Source organism: Paenibacillus sp. FSL H8-0260 (assembly GCF_045040625.1).
GTDB lineage: Bacteria > Bacillota > Bacilli > Paenibacillales > Paenibacillaceae > Paenibacillus_AQ > Paenibacillus_AQ odorifer.
Map to the genome: position 1 here is coordinate 6,472,369 of NZ_CP150298.1, position 20,819 is coordinate 6,493,187.

General features: G+C 45.6%; 17 protein-coding genes. 3 read left to right on the forward strand and 14 right to left on the reverse strand.

Going from position 1 to position 20,819, the window contains the following annotated elements; genetic code table 11:
* Nucleotides 1–408: 408 nt before the first annotated feature.
* Nucleotides 409–1,101, reverse strand: a complete 693-nt coding sequence (locus MHI51_RS28805; protein WP_076123947.1) for a molecular chaperone — start codon at nt 1,099–1,101, stop codon at nt 409–411.
* A 416-nt stretch (nt 1,102–1,517) separates the two neighbouring features.
* On the opposite strand from MHI51_RS28805, the gene moaA reads away from it, so the two are divergent.
* Nucleotides 1,518–2,519 (forward strand): GTP 3',8-cyclase MoaA, encoded by a 1,002-nt coding sequence (moaA, locus tag MHI51_RS28810; RefSeq protein WP_341172232.1) that lies wholly within the window; start codon nt 1,518–1,520, stop codon nt 2,517–2,519.
* Nucleotides 2,520–2,644: 125 nt separating this feature from the next.
* Here moaA and MHI51_RS28815 read toward each other — a convergent pair whose 3' ends face one another.
* Genes MHI51_RS28815 through MHI51_RS28830 form a run of 4 tightly spaced genes read right to left on the reverse strand, consistent with a single transcriptional unit; the run spans nt 2,645 to nt 6,295 of the window.
* A complete protein-coding gene (locus MHI51_RS28815; RefSeq protein ID WP_081387510.1) occupies nt 2,645–2,749 on the reverse strand; it encodes an S-layer homology domain-containing protein in 105 nt (34 codons plus the stop codon).
* A 33-nt stretch (nt 2,750–2,782) separates the two neighbouring features.
* A complete protein-coding gene (locus MHI51_RS28820; RefSeq protein ID WP_076192343.1) occupies nt 2,783–3,835 on the reverse strand; it encodes a HAMP domain-containing sensor histidine kinase in 1,053 nt (350 codons plus the stop codon).
* On the reverse strand, nt 3,832–4,509 hold the full coding sequence (locus MHI51_RS28825; RefSeq protein ID WP_036681932.1) for a response regulator transcription factor: 678 nt from the start codon (nt 4,507–4,509) through the stop codon (nt 3,832–3,834). Before MHI51_RS28825 ends, MHI51_RS28820 begins: the two co-directional genes overlap by 4 nt.
* Nucleotides 4,439–6,295, reverse strand: a complete 1,857-nt coding sequence (locus MHI51_RS28830) for an ABC transporter ATP-binding protein (RefSeq protein WP_076276926.1) — start codon at nt 6,293–6,295, stop codon at nt 4,439–4,441. The genes MHI51_RS28825 and MHI51_RS28830 overlap by 71 nt, the downstream gene beginning before the upstream one ends.
* Before the next feature lie 362 nt (nt 6,296–6,657).
* Here MHI51_RS28830 and MHI51_RS28835 point away from each other — a divergent pair, with 362 nt between their 5' ends.
* Nucleotides 6,658–7,893: an MFS transporter gene (locus MHI51_RS28835; protein WP_305953522.1), complete on the forward strand. Its 1,236-nt coding sequence runs from the start codon at nt 6,658–6,660 to the stop codon at nt 7,891–7,893.
* An 85-nt stretch (nt 7,894–7,978) separates the two neighbouring features.
* Here the strand turns inward: MHI51_RS28835 and MHI51_RS28840 are convergent, their stop codons facing one another.
* Nucleotides 7,979–9,685, reverse strand: coding sequence for a glutamine--tRNA ligase/YqeY domain fusion protein (locus tag MHI51_RS28840; protein ID WP_038574952.1), 1,707 nt, complete (start codon nt 9,683–9,685; stop codon nt 7,979–7,981).
* A 229-nt stretch (nt 9,686–9,914) separates the two neighbouring features.
* Between MHI51_RS28840 and MHI51_RS28845 the strand changes: the two genes are divergently transcribed.
* Nucleotides 9,915–10,463 (forward strand): GNAT family N-acetyltransferase, encoded by a 549-nt coding sequence (locus MHI51_RS28845; RefSeq protein ID WP_036681941.1) that lies wholly within the window; start codon nt 9,915–9,917, stop codon nt 10,461–10,463.
* A gap of 90 nt (nt 10,464–10,553) precedes the next feature.
* Here the strand turns inward: MHI51_RS28845 and MHI51_RS28850 are convergent, their stop codons facing one another.
* From MHI51_RS28850 to MHI51_RS28885, 8 genes are all read right to left on the reverse strand, one after another.
* The gene (locus MHI51_RS28850; RefSeq protein ID WP_081387505.1) at nt 10,554–11,198 is read right to left on the reverse strand and encodes an MOSC domain-containing protein; all 645 of its coding nucleotides are present in this window, start codon (nt 11,196–11,198) and stop codon (nt 10,554–10,556) included.
* Nucleotides 11,179–11,709, reverse strand: coding sequence for a GNAT family N-acetyltransferase (locus MHI51_RS28855; protein WP_076276928.1), 531 nt, complete (start codon nt 11,707–11,709; stop codon nt 11,179–11,181). Before MHI51_RS28855 ends, MHI51_RS28850 begins: the two co-directional genes overlap by 20 nt.
* Before the next feature lie 68 nt (nt 11,710–11,777).
* Nucleotides 11,778–12,998: an MFS transporter gene (locus MHI51_RS28860; RefSeq protein WP_076123961.1), complete on the reverse strand. Its 1,221-nt coding sequence runs from the start codon at nt 12,996–12,998 to the stop codon at nt 11,778–11,780.
* Between the two features lie 461 nt (nt 12,999–13,459).
* Entirely contained in the window at nt 13,460–14,287 is an 828-nt protein-coding gene (locus tag MHI51_RS28865; RefSeq protein ID WP_036681949.1) for a formate/nitrite transporter family protein, read from the reverse strand.
* 1,340 nt (nt 14,288–15,627) lie between these two features.
* Complete coding sequence (locus tag MHI51_RS28870) at nt 15,628–16,992, reverse strand: FAD-dependent oxidoreductase (RefSeq protein WP_038573671.1); 1,365 nt, start codon at nt 16,990–16,992, stop codon at nt 15,628–15,630.
* A 335-nt stretch (nt 16,993–17,327) separates the two neighbouring features.
* On the reverse strand, nt 17,328–18,962 hold the full coding sequence (locus MHI51_RS28875; protein ID WP_076123967.1) for a formate--tetrahydrofolate ligase: 1,635 nt from the start codon (nt 18,960–18,962) through the stop codon (nt 17,328–17,330).
* 248 nt (nt 18,963–19,210) lie between these two features.
* Nucleotides 19,211–19,687, reverse strand: coding sequence for a glutathione peroxidase (locus tag MHI51_RS28880; RefSeq protein ID WP_036681956.1), 477 nt, complete (start codon nt 19,685–19,687; stop codon nt 19,211–19,213).
* A gap of 142 nt (nt 19,688–19,829) precedes the next feature.
* A complete protein-coding gene (locus MHI51_RS28885) occupies nt 19,830–20,696 on the reverse strand; it encodes a D-alanyl-D-alanine carboxypeptidase family protein (RefSeq protein ID WP_076179201.1) in 867 nt (288 codons plus the stop codon).
* Nucleotides 20,697–20,819: the final 123 nt, after the last annotated feature.

Sequence of the window (20,819 nt, forward strand, 5' to 3'; positions counted from 1 at the left end):
TTTACTACGTTCTGTGTTTGGGCGATGTGCGGAGTGGATCTTAAACTAATTAGGGAAAAACTCCCTGATAATAAGGGGGATTTCTTTAATTACCACCGAAACAGCTATACTTTAGGGAGGTTTTCCCTCATTTTTAGTCTGATGACCAGAAACTCTTGAATTTCAGGGAGAAATTCCCCAATTAGTCTGTCGGTGCTTCAGTTGGGCAACAAGACTGCGCTTCGATTGGTACTTCAATTAATGCTTCGGTTGGTGCTTCAGCCTCTACTTCTATCGGAGTTTAATTAGATCATCACTAGGATGCTTCACACGGTACTTCTATTTGCTACAGAGCTTCTATTAAAGCTTCATATCTACTTGAATAGCACGCAAAAGCCCGACCTATCAATTAGGCCGGGCTTTCTAATATTAAATGCTTGTAGCTGCACTGCTCTCCAGTGAAGCTCTCCAGGAACGAAGCATTTGCAGATCAAGTGGCAGAAATTCCTCAAGCATATGTGAGAGGCCTAGATATAGCGGACTATCCGTTGCTGCATTCAGTTTCTGACAGAACTGCGGTGTCCATTGCAGTAGATGCTTTTCCAAAAAGGACTCCTGAATATCAAGCAGCTCCATAGCACTTCTTATTGAAAAGCTATTGTAAAGCATACGCTCATGCATGACTGCCATAAATTCGAGCTCAATAGCAATATGATCATCGGCTTCACCATTACACTTATTGAATACAATTCCAGCGGAGGTGTACACATCCGCAAGCACGTTACAGAAATCCTCCGAGCGTCCTAAAATCGCTGCTTCGCGCAATTTAAAAGAACTAACGGACTGTTCTTGCATAAGCCGTTTATATTCTTTGCTCTCTTTCTCGCATATCATTGGCAGCTTGTTCGGTTCCTGACTCAAATAGCGCTTCAGCTCCCGACCGCCTTCCGTCATCTCAGCCGCTACACTCATCTGGCGATTGCGGCTCCATTGAGCCACTAGAGAGAGTGATGGTTTTCTACCCAAAAAATCCACTAAAAGCTGATATATTAATCCCCGACTTTCCAACCAACGGCTAAAAGCCTCCGGAACGGTGAGCGATGGAACAGTATGTGTACTCATTTTGCAAATCCTCCTCAATGGTTTCCCGGTCACTCTCCGTCACATTACCGACGTGCGGTTTCCGGTATCCTATCTGTTTTCGCAAAAGTGAACGTTAAAACTAATCCGCACCTAGATTATATCGGATATTAAAAGCGCTTTCCGTGAGCATTCTATGTCTAAAAACTTTATTTGTCGTACTTTTGTCACACTTTCCGTTGTTCAATATGCGTTATCTTCTTATCTAGTTTGTCCAGTTTTATGTAATGAAACCCTGTCGTCCAGAACTTTGCTCATTGACGTGAATCCAAGCGATCTTTAAAATTCTAAACAAGTATAAACATCTTCGCGTTCTGTCCTATTAGGGACGTTATGCGTGTATACGAGAAAGTATAAGAGCAATTTATCAGCCAGATTTAAAGGAAGGGAGCAACGCCATGGAGCCGCTGACGGACCCTTTTGGACGTTTACACGATTACATCCGCATTTCGGTTACCGACCGCTGCAACCTGCGTTGCATCTATTGTATGCCAGCGGAAGGGATGCAATTCCAACCGCAGGACGAGATTCTGAGTTACGAGGAAATTACCGCAGTCGTTAAGTCGCTAGCCCCTCTTGGATTACGTAAAGTACGACTAACTGGTGGAGAACCTCTTGTCCGCAAAGATCTGGAAAAGCTTGTTGCTATGATATCTGCGATCCCAGGTATAGAAGATATTTCGCTGACTACAAATGGTTTAATGCTTCCAGCCAAAGCAGCACAGCTAAAAGAAGCCGGTCTGTCACGGGTAAACATCAGCCTAGACTCCTTACGGCAGGATCGATTTTCTATGATTACTCGTGGCGGCGAAGTCGCCAAGGTATTAAAGGGGATCGAGGCCGCACAAGCCGCCGGACTTCAACCGATAAAGCTTAACGTTGTATTGATGAAAGGAATTAATGACGACGAAATCAAAGACTTCATCTCCCTTACGCTGGAGAGTCCTCTAAATGTACGCTTTATAGAATACATGCCGATTGGCAGTGCTACTGATGCTTGGCGCCAAACTTATCTGCCTCTGGAAAGGGTTGTAGAAGCTTGTACTGAGGCTGGTTGGGAAACGGAAGCGGCAGAAATGCCCTCCGGGAATGGCCCTTCCCAGAATCGGCGGGTTGTCGGAGCCCCTGGTACATTCGGCCTGATTCATCCGGTGAGCGAGCACTTCTGCGATAATTGCAACCGCCTGAGACTTACCGCAGATGGGCACATCAAAGCTTGCCTGTATTGGGCAGATGAATACAATGTCCGCCCTTTGATAAGCGATCCTGTTGCTGTGCAGGCCTTATTCCGGAAAGCGCTGGGCAACAAACCCCATAATCATGAAATGGCCTTAGCTCTGGAGAAAAAAGCACAGAGCCACACGCCGACAGCTCGGCGCATGTCTCAAATTGGTGGATAAACGTCCATCCCGGTATTATAGTTCCTCTTTTAATTGCATAAATACAAAAAACGCCGCTTTCCCACTGAACGATCTGGGAAAGCGGCGTTGTGCTTAAAGCTTAGCGATGAGCTATTCAATCACTATTAGAGAGATAGAGCTTCGAGCAGCTTAGAAATAGTCGCCGCCGCCTCGGCTCTTGTAGCCTTATTCTCAGGACGGAAGGTATTGTCTTCGAATCCACCCAGAATACCGGCTTCAGCTGTTTTTCACATACAGCAAGTTTATTTCATTCGTACTGGCAAGCTCACCTTGAACGCTGTCCCATCCCCCGGGCGACTATTTGCAGTTACCTTACCTTCATGCAGCTCAACGATTTTTTTAACCAATGACAGACCTAGTCCACTACCGCCACCACTTGCGGTTCTAGCTTTATCTGCCTTATAGAAACGCTCGAAGATCCGAGGCAGATCTTCCTCCGAGATGCCAATCCCACTATCTTGAATCTCCACCTCTACCTGCTCATCCACCATGCGAAGGCTAATATGGATGCAACCGTTCTGCGGAGTAAACTTGATACTGTTATGCAGCAGATTAGTCCAAACCTGACTCATTAAATCTTTTACAGCAGATACATTCACTTCTTCCAGTTCAGCCTCTACCTCTATTTTTTTCTCCAACCACTGTGGTTCAGAAGCCAGAATCGTATCTCTAAGCTGCTTATCCAGGCGGTAAATCTGATTTTCAAACGGAAAATTGCCCGATTCAAGCGCGGACAGCTTCAATAAATTATCACTAAGCCCAGATACACGGGTACTCTCAGCCACTATAATATTAAGGTAGTGCCTCCTGCTCTTCACACTCAGAGTTTCATCCTGCAGTGCAAGAGCAAACCCCCGAATAGAGGTTAGCGGAGATTGAATTTCATGCGATACATTAGAGATAAAATCCTGACGCATGGTCTCCATCTGGCTCAGTTCGCTGGCCATTACGTTGATACTCTCTACAATCTCACCGAAATCACCGTAGTCCTTTGTATTATCAAGTACCACATTGAAATCACCCTTAGCAATCCGCCCTAAACCTTCGATAATTGATTTATAAAAAACACGTTCCCAGCCCCGGAATAACTTGGAGGTTACCAATGCCATCAAAAACAAAATCACAATTCCGACCATCACGCCGATTAACTGGGTCAAATACTCCGAAGAGGGGCGTCCAACCCTGCCATATATCCAGTTCATCAAGAAATAAGCTGCACTCCAGCTAATCCCAACACCACCGAAGTAAATAAAAGTCATCCCAATCCGCTTAAGAAGCTCCTTAAACCGGTTCATGCCTCTGCCTCCAGCCGATAGCCTAATCCGCGGATGGTACGAATAACAAACCCGTATTTATCAGGAGCGAACCGTTCGCGTAAACGGTTGATATGCACATCGAGCGTCCGCTCATTCCCTTCAAAATCATAACCCCATATCTCTTCGATTAGCCTGTCTCTAGTCAATGTCTGCCCCGGATAGCTGCCCAGCTTAAATAACAGCTCAAATTCCTTAAGCGGCAAAGTGACTTCTCCATACTCTGAGGATACCTCGTAGGTTTTACGATTCATTCGCAGCCGGCCAATCCCCACACTTTGTGCAGCAGAGATTTGGTAGCGTTTGAGCAGCGCCTTTACTCGCGCAATAAGCACCACTGGCTCAAAGGGTTTGACGAGATAGTCATCACTTCCCAGCTCAAAGCCCTTCACAATTTGTGAGGTCTCTCCCTTAGCCGTCAGCATCAATATCGGAAAATCATAGGTTTGGCGCATCTTCCGGCACAGCTCCCAGCCATCCAAATTGGGCATCATCACATCAATAATGGCTAAGTCTATGTTATGGCTCTCCAGAATCTGAAGAGCCTCCAGTCCATCAGAAGCTCCATAGATGTCATCCATCCCCTCAGCTCTCAGAAATACTTCTACCAATTCGCGGATGTGCGGATCGTCGTCCGCTACTAGTATTTTTGTCATGTATCACTGGAGCCTCCTCTTTATTGTCTTGAATCTCAAGGTTATTCATCTGCAGCTGCTGGGTGGCAAATTCACGATATAGCTCATGGTTTTCCAGCAGTTCTTCATGTCTTCCCATCCCGGTAATCTGGCCCTTTTCCATAAAAATAATCTGCTCAGCATTTACAACAGTAGCCAAACGGTGCGCAATTACAATCGTAGTCCGGCCCTTCATCAAATTGGACAGTGCCTTCTGCACTACGGCCTCTGATTGGCTATCCAGACTGGAGGTCGCCTCATCAAGCATAAGAATCTTTGGATTCCGCAGCAGCGCTCTAGCAATAGCAATCCGTTGCCGCTGTCCACCCGAGAGCTTCACACCTCTCTCACCAACATCCGTATTATATCCTTCAGGAAGCTCATCGATAAAGCCATCTGCATAAGCCATTGCTGCTGCTGCGCGCATCTCCTCCATGCTAACGTCTCGATCCAATCCATAGGTTAAATTCTCAGCAATCGTACCTGCCAACAATGGGCTTTCCTGTGAGACGTACCCGATCAGTTTCCGCCATGAGCGTAATGAGAAGGTTGACACTGGTTTATCGCCTAACTTAACCATACCTTTCTGAGGCTCATAGAATCGTTCGAGCAGTGAAAATAATGTAGTCTTGCCTCCCCCGCTCGGTCCAACAATAGCCGTCACCTGACCCGGAAGCATCCGGAAGCTTACATCGGTTAGCACATTCTCACCATTTTTATATCCAAAGCTTAGATCTTCTACCGAGATAGGACCCTCTGCACCGTTCGCCTCTTCCTGGCCCTCATATACCTCCTCTTCTGCTGCCAGAGTTTCAATAATGCGCTCTGATGCCCCTTTAGCTTTCTGAATCTGTGTAAAGAACGTGGTCAATTGAGTAAGCGGCATAATAATCTGAATAAGATACAGGATAAAGGCTACCAGCTCTCCAGCTGTCAAAGCACCGGAAGATACCTGCATTCCGCCATAACCGATAATGACCACAAGTAACATCATAAAGACAAAAGAGACAAGTGGACTGATCATAGCGCTGATTTTGCCTTCACGAATGCCAAAGGAGAGCAGGTTCATAATTCCGGTTTTGCCTGCTTCGTACTCTTTTTTCTCTGCACCCGAGGATTTCACCAGACGGATCTCTGACAATACACCACTAAGTGTGGCGGTAAAAGAAGCTGTTTCGTCCTGCATGCCTTTGGAGATTTTGTACATCTGCCGTCCAAGCGGCACCAAAATCAACGCAGATAGTGGAAGAACGGTGAACAGAACAAGCGTCATCTTCCAGTTTAAAAATAACAGCACAGCAATGGAGCCCACAATGGAAATCACTCCGGTAAATAAGCTGGCCAGATGTTCAGAGATCAGCGTTTTGATGATCCCTGTATCATTCGTCATCCGGCTGACGCTTTCTCCTGTCCGATTATCATTGTAATAAGCTATTGGCAACACTAAAAATTTACGCCATAACCGGTCACGAAGACCTGCAACCATCTTCTGGCCTACATAATTCAGCAGATAGATAGAGATTCCCCCGGCGATCGTCTGCGCGATAAAAGCACCCGCTATGCCTGCAATTTGCAGCTTGCTGACAGAAGCCAAAGAAAAGCCATCCACCAGATTTTTGGTAAACATTGGGATCACTAGACTAACCAATGTCGAGATCATGCTTAGTGCAATGGCTATTGCCAATAAGCCGTATGAAGGCTTGGTTTCTTTTAATAATGTGAGGAATGGCTTCAGCGCCGTTTTCCCCTTAGCTTCGGATTTTTTCATGCAAAAGCTCCCCTTTTCTTGGTGAATCTGCGAGAAGAATGTATCATCTCTGTTTCGCTTAACCCTATCCTAGCCCTGAATTGTAAACTGAAGTTAAACCCATTGATTCTCTTTTATACAAACGTAGATAGGGTAATCCTCAGGTATATTCCTAGTAAGGAAGAGCAAACGCCTAACATTTCTGCCACCTGCAAACTTGTTATATGCGTTTTTTGTCACTTAGCGGATCAAATTTAAATAAACGTTAAAAAAATGTAAAAAAGTAAAAAAGGAAGTTTGTATCCCTTTTCAACACGTGTTACAGTGATAGAAGGGCCTAATATTGGTCAGTATATCCATGCAAGACATCTAGTGGGAAAGGAGTGACGCATTTGCGGAAAGGCGTTAACTATCCATCTTCTTTCACGTCTTTAAAATGGTTCAATTTTTTTGTATACGGAACCATGGTCCTCTTCTCCAGCTTCTTTCAACTATACCTGCTGGATGTAGGGATGAACAAATTAGAGATCGGTGCCGTATTTTCTATGGGTGCGCTAGTATCCATCTTTGCAAATCCATTCTGGGCAATCTGGACTGACCGATACCAGAATATCCGGAGAATCGTTTTGCTTATGTTAATCGGAACGTTAGTGTTATCCCAGCTTATGTTTCGGGCAAATACATATGAGATGATCTACATCTCCATTCTTTTGTTCTATTTCTTCCAAGGACCGTTATTTGCTCAGAGCAATACGATGATTCTCAGCTATATTGACGGAACTAACTATCGCTTCCGTTCTTTTCGGCTTTGGGGTTCATTGGGGTGGGCACTAATTGCAATTGCCGCCGGATTGGTCCTTGATTGGGCTGGTGTATCTATCTTGTCCTATCTGTTTGCAGGCTTACTATGTGCATCAATGTTATCCATTCTTGCATTACCGAAACTTAACCATACCATTGGCATGGCTCCTATGCCGTATAGAGGCTTCAGCAAACTAATTTATAATCCCTTTTTCTTGTGTTTCATATTGTTTGGTATCCTAGTTTCCATACCGAACACCATGAACACTACATTCATGTCTTTGTATATTACGGACCTAGGCGGCTCCAAGGGAATGATTGGTCTCGCAGTATTCCTCTCCTCTATTTTGGAAGTGGGTGTATTTGTTCTCTGCGACCGATTCCTTAAACGTAAAATATCTGTTCTGCTCGGCTGGCTTGCGCTGGTTAGCGCTTTATTCGTACTACGATGGTGGTTCATGGCGGACGCGACTACAGCCCTCCAAGTAGTGCTCATTCAAATTTTACACTGCATAACATTTGGTGGTTTCTTCTATGTAGGCACTCAACTGACCATGCTTCTTATTCCAAGACCTTACCGTGCTTCAGGACAAGCGCTCTACACACTGACTTGGAGCGGTATAGCCGGTATTGTTGGAGGAGTTCTCGGCGGATGGATGTATCAAAATCTAGGGGCACAGAGCATGTATCAAGCGGGTGTCTTCTTGACACTGTTTGGAACGCTAGGCTTTACTTTCATGTGGCTCTTTGTAAACCGTGGAGGCTACCGGCCCCCTACAGAGGATGAGGAAGAACTCTCTCACATCGAAATATTATAAGCGAAAACATAAAAAACAGGCACAAACGTACCTAAACGGGACGTTTGTGCCTGTTTTATTATAAAGAACCTGAACGAATCAAGTGTTAGCCTTGTTTTGGAGGCTGAAATGAACTCTTCAGTGAAACGATAAGATTGAATACGAGATGCCCAGGCGCCGAGTATTTGCTATCTACATTAAAATAGCCATGACGGAAGAACTGGAATTTATCCTGAGCCACACTGTCCTTAAGCGCGGGTTCCACAAAACCTTGTAAGATTTCAATGGATTTAGGATTAAGCTGATCCAAGAAGCTAGGCTCCGCTTTCTCTACCGTGGAATCCAGACCTTCAACTTCTGCAGCTTCATCTACTTCTTCAGCAGAAATCAGTGGCTCGTATAAACGGAATTCTGCAGGCACAGCTTGACTAGCTTCTACCCAGTGCAGAGTACCTTTTACCTTACGGCCTGTAAATCCACTGCCACTCTTTGTTTCCGGATCATACGTACAATGCAGTTCAACAACCTCGCCATTCTCATCTTTAATGACTTCATTACATTTGATGAAATAAGCATGCTTCAGGCGTACTTCATTGCCGGGGAACAAGCGGAAATATTTATTGGGCGGATTCTCCATAAAGTCGTCGCGCTCAACATAAATCTCACGAGAGAACGGAATTTGGCGTACACCCATTTCTTCATTCTCTGTATTATTCTCCGCTTCAAGCCATTCTGTTTGGCCTTCCGGATAATTGGTGATAACAACCTTAAGCGGACGAAGTATAGCCATGGTGCGAGGCACAGTTAACTTAAGGTCTTCCCGGATAAAGTGCTCCAGCATTTGCAGGTCCACTAGACCCTGACTCTTGGAGATCCCTGCTTCGTACACGAATTTACGAATCGCTTCCGGCGTATATCCTCTGCGGCGCAGGCCGGAGATCGTTGGCATCCGCGGATCGTCCCAGCCATCCACATGTTTTTCGTCTACCAGCAGCTTCAGCTTACGTTTACTAGTCATGGTTTGAGCGAGATTCAGACGGCCGAATTCATATTGATGCGGAACAGAAGGCATCTCACATTCCGCTACGACCCAATCATAAAATGGGCGTTGATCTTCAAACTCAAGCGAACAAAGGGAGTGAGTTACTCCTTCAATGGCGTCCTCAAGTGGATGAGCGAACGTGTACATCGGGTAGATGCACCATTTATCCCCTGTATTATGGTGATGCGCATGAGTAATCCGATAGATGACAGGATCACGCAGATTAATATTTGGTGATGCCATATCGATCTTGGCACGAAGAACCTTCTCACCATCTTTGAATTCCCCTGCCCGCATACGGCGGAACAGATCCAAATTCTCTTCGATGCTGCGCTCACGATGTGGACTGTTCTGTCCTGGCTCTGTCAGCGTTCCCCGCAATTGGCGAATTTCATCCGCGCTGAGGTCATCTACATAAGCTTTGCCTTTAGTAATTAATAATTCGGCACGTTTGTACATTTCCTCAAAATAATCCGATGCAAAACGCAGCTCTTCCCATTCATAGCCCAGCCACTTTACATCTTCCTGAATGGAGTTCACATATTCCGTATCTTCTTTGGCAGGATTCGTGTCGTCAAATCTTAGGTTAGTCTTGCCACCGAACTCGTCCGCCAGTGTAAAGTTAATCCAAATCGCCTTGGCATGTCCGATATGTAAGTAACCGTTCGGCTCCGGCGGAAAGCGTGTGACAACTTCTTTTACTTTACCCGTACGGAGGTCTTCGGTAATAACATTTTTAATAAAATTGGAGGGGGTAGTACGGTTCTCCACAGCTATCAACCTTTCGTTCTGTAGTGTTACACTACTTCTTGTATAAACATGTTTCCTACTAATATACCCGTTAACTGTAGATTGTTCAATAAAAGGGGGCACATGGCCTGGATCAATTTTTAGCATCTTTAGACCTTTTGACTTCTCTGCGGGCGATAGAGTAGCATGATAATCATAAGAAAAAATCCATAATCATACATAAGGCCTTGTGCCGAAAGGAGGCAACCACTTGTTTAATTATGTCATCGACGAAGAGCTTATCTTAAAGCCACTCATGCCTGAGCATGCTAGGCACATATTCGCGTTAGTGGAGCGCTCGCGGGAACGACTTAGGCAATGGCTTCCTTGGGTTGATGCCGTTACGGAACAGGATCACACCCTTAATTTCATTAAAAATGCTATAAAACAAGGCACCGACAATGGCGCCTTCACTGCTGGACTTTGGGTCCGCGGCGAGCTCGCTGGCGTCATTGGGTATCACCAGATTGACTGGCATAACCGTTCCGTAGGGATTGGTTATTGGCTTGGTGATGGATATGAAGGCAAAGGTTATATGACCAGTGCCTGCCGAGTTCTAGTAGACTACGCCCTGCTTGAAATGGAGCTGCAGCGGGTAGAAATTCGCTGCGCAACCGCCAACGTAACTAGCCGGGCAATTCCTGAACGGCTTGGTTTTGTGCTCGAAGGTGTGATCAGACAGGCAGAAAAGCTGCCCGATGGCTACGTGAATCACGCCGTATATGGTTTATTGCGTAGTGAGTGGCAGCTGCTCGGCTAAGTTACAAGCAAAGCAAAGTTAAACAAACACGCAAGCAAAAAAAAACCTGGCTGGCATACGCCTCCAGGTTTTTTTTTGAGCAGACCAAGATTAGATCTCTGGCATACCCAGTTGTTTTCGAAACTTGTTCCGTACTACGGCTGAGAGAGCTTCCAGCTCCACAAGCTCTGCCAGAGCAGCCTTCTCTTGCAGCCCAACCTGCATTAAATACAGTACATGCGCCACGGACGCATTGCTGTCTCCGTTTTCTTTTTTGACAATTGCATCACCGGTTGAAATCTTTCCTTCACGAAGTACACGCAAGTAAAATCCGCTATACCTTGTATCCAGAACTTGAGCCGGTAGATCTGCGGGTCCATGCTTTTGTGAGATTTTGAAGCAAGGGTATCGTGGTTGGCTAACCTGAAGCAAAGTGGTTCCTATTTCATATACATCGCCAATACATACCTCTGTCTCCAGCAGACCTGTGATGGTGATATTTTCTCCAAAAGCCGAGTACTCCAGTTTCTTTCCCAGCTGCTGTTCCCAATAAGGATAGTGCTCAATGGGATAGGCGCATACCGCCTTGTCAGGACCTCCATGATGTTTAAGATCTGCCTGGCCATCTCCAACAAATCCATTGGTATGTAGCTGAACTGGTCCTTCTACAGGTGTTTTATAAATTCCGGTCTCCAAAGGTTTTCCCCGATAATCCACCGTCACCGGCCGACCGACATTAAGCGAGATGATCTCCATATTCATTTCCTCCTGTCAGCATGCAGCTCATAAATATCTCATCTACATAACGGCCGCCAAGATAAAACTCCTCCCGCAGACGCCCCTCTTCCACAAAACCGCATTCCCGGTAAAAAGAAATCGCTGATTCATTGCAGGATAATACACGCAGGCGAAGCTTACGAATAGCATGCGCCGCAGCATGTCCCTTAATGGCTTCCATGAGCTGCCGGCCGATGCCTAAACGTTGATAGTTCGGATGAACAGCAATATTAACCTCGCACACATGCCGGTTGCTCTCCATTCTACTAGGGCAGCCAAACCCGACATATCCACATAGCTTGTCATCTTGCAGCGCGACGAGCTGTGAGCCCGGGGGAGCATTCAGTAAGAAATCTTCTTGTGAGCGCCACAACATAGGTCCCGGGCTAGTGTCCTCTGTCCAAATCAGATGGTCCAGATCAATCAGTTCTCGCACGTCTTTAATCTCTGAGGGTCTAATAGTTAACCTTGCCTTGTTGATTTGTTTCATAAGATGTACACCCCTTGCCTTGCACCTCTATAGAATTCACAGCAGATGTTGGAATCCACTGTGTATAGTTATCCTACGGACCGCTCTAACGAATGGCCTTTACGATTGACTAAAGCATGGATGACGAAAAACCCTACCGACAGCAGCGCCATCGCACAGGCCAGCCAGGCTGTTGGTGCCAAACCACCGCTATCATACAGTCTGCCCATGAAGTAAGGGCCAATGACTCTCCCGACTGCACCAATCCCTCCGCTTAGTCCCAAATAAAACGGTGCGCTGCGCCCCGCATGATCCGAGATAAAGGATGGCATCGCTGGAGAAATCAGCATTTCTCCCAGTGTAGCAAGCACCATTCCAAGCACTAAGCCAGGATAATTAGGCATCCACAAAAGAAACGCATAGCCACCCAAATAAAACAGGGCACTTGCAGTCATTTGCGCCGTTGAGGTAGACGCGAACCAGCGCTTAATCATTGTTACCAATGGCTGAGCTGCAAAAATCAAAATACCGTTCAGTGTCCAGAGAAAACCATAAGTTTTCTTAGGCCAGCCCTCTGAAATAATGAACGGAGATACCCCTGTATTCCAGATAGAGTTACCGAGAAGCAGGAACAAAGAACCGATCCCCATATAAAGATAAATACGAGTATGCCCCATTAGCTTCCACGTGGATTGTTTCTCTGGTTCATTCTTCTGATGCCCCATTACCTCATGCGCAGGTTCTCCACCGATTTTCTTCAGATATATAAAAAAGAAACCCGCAAATACCGCCGAGGTTACACCATTCATTACAAAGCTTAGCATATAGGAAATATCGGCCAAAAAACCACTTAATGCCGTCCCCAGTGCTACACCAATATTATTGGCGACATAAATAACATTAAACAGCTCACCACGCTGCTTCGTGAAACGAAAGCCGATAAATGCCTGAATGGCAGGTAATGATAAGGAATTAAATAATCCCACTAGTCCCATTGCAACCATAAATAACGTCCAGTTGTTACTAGCTGCCGGCAAGGTGAACAGTGCCAAAGCATTCATGGCGAGCGCTCCGACAATCAGCCGGTTCACGCCTACCTTATGATAGAGTGAGCCCCCGAGTAGTTGACCCACGATCCCACCAACCGATTGAATAAGAATCACCAGTCCAGCATCTGACATGCTGCGTCCAAGCTCATCAAATACATACATCGTAACGAGCGGCCACATCAGCGCACTACCTGTTGCGTTAATTAGGCTGGCAATGAGAAATATTTTCACTTCTTTTGGATATGCCTGTAAAAACTTCATAAGTAGTGTACATCCCCTGTTATATATGTGTCATTAATTCATCCAGTATCATCCCAAAACAGGGCTATGAGCAAGCATACACATTGACGTTTTATCGTGATAAAGTGCGCATGAAATCTAGAGGATAAAACGCACATATCGCATGAAATATCCCGTCTCCCTTGGGGTTCACGTCCGCAGTCCTCTCTAGTTCTAATATCTATTCTTATTTTAAAGCCGTGGCTGTCGTCCGTAAAGCAAACTAAACAAGAAGAAACTGATTCGCTTTTAGAAAGACGGGGTAATAGAGCCTAGAAACACTCCCCCTTCAAAATTCGCCGTGATCCGATTTCGTTCCCCCGAGCGCGGATATATCACGGCGGATTTTTTTTGTGTCTACATAACAAAAAGCACCCCTAAAACATTAACGCCACCAATAAGGCAGACCTTGAATGTTCTATGGAGTGCTCTATAAGACGAGCTTAAGCGTGTTTCTTGACACTGCTGCCGGACATGCTATCTACGGATTGAATAGCCGTAGGTGCTTTACGCAAGTATGCCATCCAATAGGCAGCTGCGACAAATATTGCCCCACCCGTTAGATTGCCGAGCCAGACGGGAACAAAGTTAGTGAAGTATTGCCCCCATGAATAATAACCTTCAAAAATAGCTGCTGGAATTAGGAACATGTTAGCTACAACGTGCTGGAATCCGATCGCAACAAAGGCCATCGTTGGAAACCAAATACCAAGGATTTTGCCGCTGAAGTTATCTGCTCCATAGGAGAGCCATACGGCCAGCGCAACGAGCCAGTTACAGCCGATACCCGAAACAAATGCCGGAAAGAATTCTGCATCGATTTTATGACCAGCCATATCCACCAATTTTTCTAAATACACACCCTCTGAAGTTAAACCCACCACATGACCGAAGAAATAAGCTACAAATAATGCCCCTGCCAGATTACTAATCGTAATGAGCAAAAGATTCTTCACAACTTCCCAGAAAGAAATCTTCTTAGCCATAAAAGCGAGCGGCACGGCCATCATATTCCCTGTCAGCAGTTCTCCACCTGCAAGGAGTACCATGATCAGCCCAACGGGGAAGACTGCGGCTCCGATAAAGTTAGCAATGGAACCCCATTCCTGTGGTGCGCCAGCAATGACGCGAATATCTAATAAAAACCCGAGCGCAATAAACGCTCCTCCCAAAAAGCCCAGAATAAGTACGGTACTTAGCGGATTATGAGCTTTTTTTATGCCGTTCTCTACAGTTACTTCGGCAATTTGCTGCGGTTTGCTATAAGCCATGGTTCCTATCCCCTTCATCTATTTACTTCAAATTTGTTCCTTTATGACCATTGTAGCGTGTCGTAAAACACATTAACGTGATAATTATCACTTTGAGAAAACTAAGTGAAAGTTTTCACTGACATGTCAAATTTACTGCGACCTGTGCACAAATAGAAGTTTGTGTATGACCGGCTAAGCCAGCATATCTTGTTTCGTTGGATTACATTTGAGCGTACGCAGCAGCTATCGGACTCAATTGACTCTAATCGTAACTTTCGAGCACATTTGGCCCACAACCGGACATCGGACTCAGATGACCCTATTCGTAGCTTTCGAGCACATTTGGCTTGCTATCGGACCCCATTGTCGCTATTGGCACGAAAAACACTCTATTTGTACCTCATTCTATGTAATAGCTGCATTGGAGTCCGAAACCAGACTCAAAAAGTGATTAATTGCTAAATAGCGGCTTCTGAGTCCGAAAGCTTCTGCGGAGGGTGAAAACTCAGCACAATCGGACTCAGTTGACCCTATTCGTAGCTTTCGAGCACATTTGGCTTGCTATCGGACCCCATTGTCGCTATTGGCACGAAAAACACACTAGTTGCACCTCATTCTATGTAATAGCTGCACTGGAGCCCGAAACCACGCTCAAACGGCGATTATTTGCTAAATAGCGGCTTCTGAGTCCGAAAGCTTCTGCGGAGGGTGAAAACTCAGCACAATCGGACTCAGTTGACCCTATTCGTAGCTTTCGAGCACATTTGGCTTGCTATCGGACCCCATAGTCGCTATTGGCACCAAAAACACACTAGTTGCACCTCATTCTATGCAATAGCTGCACTGGAGTCCGAAACCACGCTCAAAAGGCGATTATTTGCTAATTAACGGCTTCTGAGTCCGAAAGCTTCTGCGGAGGGTGAAAACTCAGCACAATCGGACTCAGTTGACCCTATTCGTAACTTTCGAGCATATTTGGCTCGCTATCGGACCCCATAGTCGCTATTGGCACCAAAAACACACTAGTTGCACCTCATTCTATGTAATAGCTGCACCGGTGTCCGAAACCACGCTCAAAAGGCGATTATTTGCTAATTAGCGGCTTCTGAGTCCGAAAGCTTCTGCGGGGGGCGATGACTCAGCACGATCGGACTCAGTTGACCTTATTCGTAACTTTCGAGCACATTTGACTTGCTACCATCACCGAAGCCATTGGATTGCACCTACCCATGCAGCTAATCATTATGCACCTAACAAAAAAAAGCAGTGATCCTCCCGTAACAGATGGATCACTGCTTCTCTAGCTTTACAAGGCTGTCTAATTCTTCGATAAATCACTCAGAAACAAACGTTTCTTTTTAAACCGTTACAGCCTCTTTGCTTGGTACTGTTGTCGGCAGCGCTTGAAGACCTACTGTATTCAGGAAGTTCCAAGGTTTGTTGTAATGCGGTTGGAAGAAGAAATCGATAAAGGCTAGTTGGTCGATTGTCATATGATTTTGAATACATACAGACACTGTGTTGATCGATTGCGTCAGATCCATCTTGGACATAATTTGAGCCCCGAGAATACGGCGTGTGGCGCGATCAAACACTACTTTTAACTGAACCTGCTCAAAGGTGGGCATAAATTCTGGACGGTAGTTATCAATAATCATGGCGGTTTCTACGTCCATTCCTTCAGCCTTAGCTCCTTCTTCAGTAAGCCCTGTTGCAGCGATATTGTCTTCATAAATCTTAATGCCCGAAGTTCCTTGTGTACCCATATAAGGAATGGTCTCTGTTACCAAGTTGCGCGCAACTAAGGTTCCCATCCGTACGGCATTGGTTGCCAGTGGGATATAGGCGTGTTTGCCTGTAGGGTTGTAATGAATCGCACAGCTGTCGCCAGCGGCATATACATCCGGGCAGCTAGTCTGCATATAGTTATTGACTACAATGGCACCATTGGGCAGCATATCGACTTGACCTTTTAAGAGTTCAGTATTAGGACGGAAACCAATGCAGAGAATGACCAGATCTGTCTCATGCTCACCTTTGCTTGTAATAACCTTTGTTACCTTACCGTCTTTGCCTGCAAAAGAGCTAACCTTCTCATTCAGTGCCAATTTAATCCCATGATCCTGAAAAGATTGTTCGATCGGTGCAGTAAATTCTTGATCCAGGTATTTACTCAGAATGCGATCTTCACCATCAATTAGTGTAACTTGCTTGCCATTCATTTGAAAAGCTTCCACCAGTTCTACGCCGATATATCCAGCGCCGACGACGGTGATTTTATTTGCTTGTTTAGCTTTTTCTATAATAGTGTTGGAATGATCATAGTTCTTGGAAAGTAAAATCCCCTCGAGTTCAAATCCTTCAAGCTTCGGTACAATCGGCCATGAACCTGTAGTCATAATCAGCTTATCGTAGGTGTCAGCGAACTCGTGGCCTGTCTCCAGATTGCGTACACGCAATGTTTTGGACTTCGTATCCACTGCAGTTACTTCATGACGCATATTGGTCTTTACGCCAAGCTCTGCAAGCTTTTCTGGTGAAGAATAGAATAGCCCCTCTGGGTCTTTAACCACTCCACCTACATACAAGGCAATCCCACAGGATAAGAAGGAAATATTATCATTACGCTCATATACAGTAATCTCGGCATCCGGGTAAAGTTGAGCAGTATTCACAATTGCGGCGGTTCCGGCATGGGTACATCCAATGACAGCTACTTTCATTATTTCTTCCTCCTTCAAATGGACAATCGGGTTATATATTTGACTTGCATGACCGATCAATGATGGAATCTGATCAACAATGGGTTAGTTGTGATTTATTTCACTTTATAAACTGATTATATTGTGATATTTATCACATTACAAGTCTTTTTTACCTATATCCTCATATTGTTCACAATTTTAAGTTTTTTTCCGCCACTGCTGCCGAATGCGACTCCGTTAGCTTTGCCACGTGGGAGGTACATTATGATCCGCATTTGCAGGAATCCAAAGGAAGCATAAAAAAAAGCCTCCCCTCTAATACCAACAAGGAGAAGCCTTTTATTAAAACACTTTTACACCAAACCGTGAATCTCTCCGTCCTCATCCATCCATAGTCCCTCAGCGGCTGGCTTAGCTGGCAGACCTGGCATCGTAACGATATTGCCTGTAATAACTACCGCAAAACCTGCACCAAGCGAAAGGGTAATATCTCGGACACCAATCGTAAAGCCTTCCGGTGCTCCGAGGAGTCTAGGCTGGTCGGAGAAGGAATAAGGCGTCTTCGCCAAACATACTTGAAGATCATTTAGCCCAAGCCGCTCGATAACCGCCAGACTCCGCTTAGCCGCCGGGGAAAAGTTCACTTCTGCCCCGCGGTAGATCTCACGGACAATTTTGTTGATTTTGGATGAAATGTCGAGATCCTTCTCATACAGAGGAGCAAACTGGCTCGGGCCACTATTGTCCAAGAGCTTGTTCAGTTCAGAAGCCAGCTCCTGTCCACCTGCACTACCTTCCGCCCATACTTTTGAGATCGCAGCCGGCACGTTTAAATTGCGGCAGGCCTCCAGTACATCATTAATCTCGCCCTCACTGTCCCCTTCAAAATGATTTATGGCAACTAAAACAGGGACTCCAAATTTACCGAGATTCTCTACATGACGTTCTAAGTTCACCAATCCCGCGCGCAGCGCCGTCCGATTCTCGGTTAGAAGCTCGCCTTTAGGCACACCACCGTTATATTTTAAGGACTTAACAGTTACGACAAGAACAGCAGCAGAAGGGGTTAACCCGGCCTGTTGGCATTTGATATCCATGAATTTCTCTGCACCAAGATCCGCTCCGAAGCCTGCTTCGGTGACTACAACATCTCCCAGCTTAAGGGCATAACGAGTGCCAATAACACTGCTGCAGCCATGAGCGATATTCGCAAACGGTCCCCCGTGCACAATAACAGGCGTACCTTCCAGAGTCTGTACCAAGTTTGGCTTAACTGCTTCCTTAAGCAGCGCTGTCATCGCTTCAACGGCCCCGATTTGCTCGGCTGTTACCGGTTGTCCCTCTTGGTCATATCCAATCAGAATACGGTTTAAACGCTTCTTGAGATCAATAAGGTTATCGCATAAGCATAACACAGCCATAATCTCAGAAGCCGTTGTAATCTGAAAGCCACTTTCCCGTACCGCTCCATTTCCGTCCCCGAGCCCAGTCACAATACTGCGCAGGCTGCGGTCGTTCATATCCATGACACGTTTCCAAACGATACGCTGCGGATCCAGTCCCAGCTCATTGCCTTGGAAGATATGATTGTCAATCATTGCGGACAATAAATTATGCGCAGAAGTTACCGCATGAATGTCACCGGTAAAGTGCAAATTAATCTCATCAGCCGGAACAATCTGCGACTTCCCGCCGCCTGTTGCGCCGCCCTTCATCCCTAAGCAAGGCCCAAGCGAGGGCTCACGTAAAGCAGCCACGGTCTTCACTCCTGCTGCATTCATTGCCTGCGCCAACCCGATGGTTGTTAAGGTCTTACCCTCGCCAGCAGGGGTCGGATTCACCGCAGTGACCAGAACCAGCTTGCCATCTGGCTTGTTTTTCATATCCTCCCATAAGGAAGGTGAGAGTTTGCTTTTATATTTGCCGTATAGTTCCAGATGCTGCTCGTCGATTCCTGCTTGTGCTGCTACCTCTGTAATTAACTTCATGCTTGTATAAAACCCTCCTGCCGTTATTATCCTGCTGTACTCCGCTTTTTTATGCATGTTCGCTCAGTTGCTATATTCTCTTCAAAGGATACATCGTCTTTTTAAAGCGTCAAGTATAATTTATCACAATAAAAATTCAAGGCAATCTCCATTAATCCTTTAAAAAAAGAAAATCCCCGCGAGCATCGGTCGAAACCGAGTCGAAGGGATACTTGGAAGATCACTCTGCAACTGACCCCATAATGGATCTACAGTAGTGACTCAATATGTTGTTTCATCGTTTCCGGCGATTCTTTGGGCTCCACACGAGCCACTACATTGCCGCTGCGATCAATTAGAAATTTCGTGAAATTCCAGCTAATGTCGCTGCTGTCCCCAGCACCAGGCTGCTGCTCCTTCAAATAATTGAAAAGCGGGCTGGCATCCGGTCCATTAACATCAACTTTGGCGAATACCGGAAAGGTAACTCCATAATTAATCTGACAGAATTCCTCAGCCTCTTCACTCGTACCTGGCTCCTGGCCCGCAAACTGGTTGCAGGGGAATCCTAATACTACAAGTCCTTGATCGCTATACTGTTCGTATAGTTTCTGAAGATCTCCATACTGTGGCGTAAGTCCGCACTTACTAGCCGTATTAGCAATCAGCAGCACCTTACCTTCATACTCCGCAAACGGCACTTCTTTACCCGAAGGTGTAACGCCGGCAAAATTGTAGATCGACATCTTTATTCCCCTTCTTTCCTTTTACTTAGACTACACTACGTATCTTACCCGAACTGTAAGGGAATGCAACTTCTGAACTTTTTTTATTGCCATAGAAAAAAGCAGCCCTACAAATTTCATAGGACTGCCCTCTGCGTCTGTGTTATTTCGATACCGGAATTGCGTCATAATATTCTTCCAACGTAATATCCTTCTCATTGATATAGGCAGCAATGTCCTTACCTACATAACGGATATGCCAAGGCTCGTACTTATATCCGGTAATGTCTTGCTTACCTTCAGGATATCTGATGATAAAACCATATTCCCCTACATGCTTGGCCAACCACTCGGCTTCCTTCGTCCCACCAAAACAACTCTCGGCGGCACACTTGCCATCACTTCCCGAGACATCAATAGCCAGCCCGGTCTGATGCTCGCTATAGCCAGGGACTGCACTGTAAGTACGGGCTTTTTCTTCCCCATCTCTCTCCACATAACGGTTATACAAAGTCGTCTGGGTTGCCTGTGAGCGGTAGGCAGAAACGCCTGCTAAATAAATTCCGTCTTCCTCTGCACCTGCGAACATCTTCTCCAAGGCTTTAGCGGCTTCGCTGCGCATCATACGCTTTTCGATTTTCTCTTTGAAGGTAAACCGGACATCAGGATAGACAAGATCCGTTGGTTTATAATTATCAGGCAAACCATACTGCTTATTTACCATCACTGTAATACTATCAGGCTCTGCAGATATAGGATCTGGAACACTACCTGCATTATCACCGCCTGATTCAGGCGGACTAGAGGGTTCTGATGGATCTGGTGTATCCGATGGATCAGCTACTGCCGGGTCTGTAATCCCCCCTCCATCACTTTCCCCCGTCTCCCCAGGCTCACCTTGAAGATTATCCCCCACATTTATATTTGAACCGTTACTCTCCGAAGCAGAAGGAGACGTGTACTTTCCTATTCCCCAACCGACAGCAATAACGACAATTAACAAGATTATAATTTTAAATTTTTTTGACATCTGTAAGTTCTTCCTCCTCGAAGCCGAACATTCTATTTATCTATTAGACAGGCTTTCCTTCATAAATGTTTCACTAAGAACCTATTTTTAATATAAAAATCAATATGTTCCACGCTATAAAAT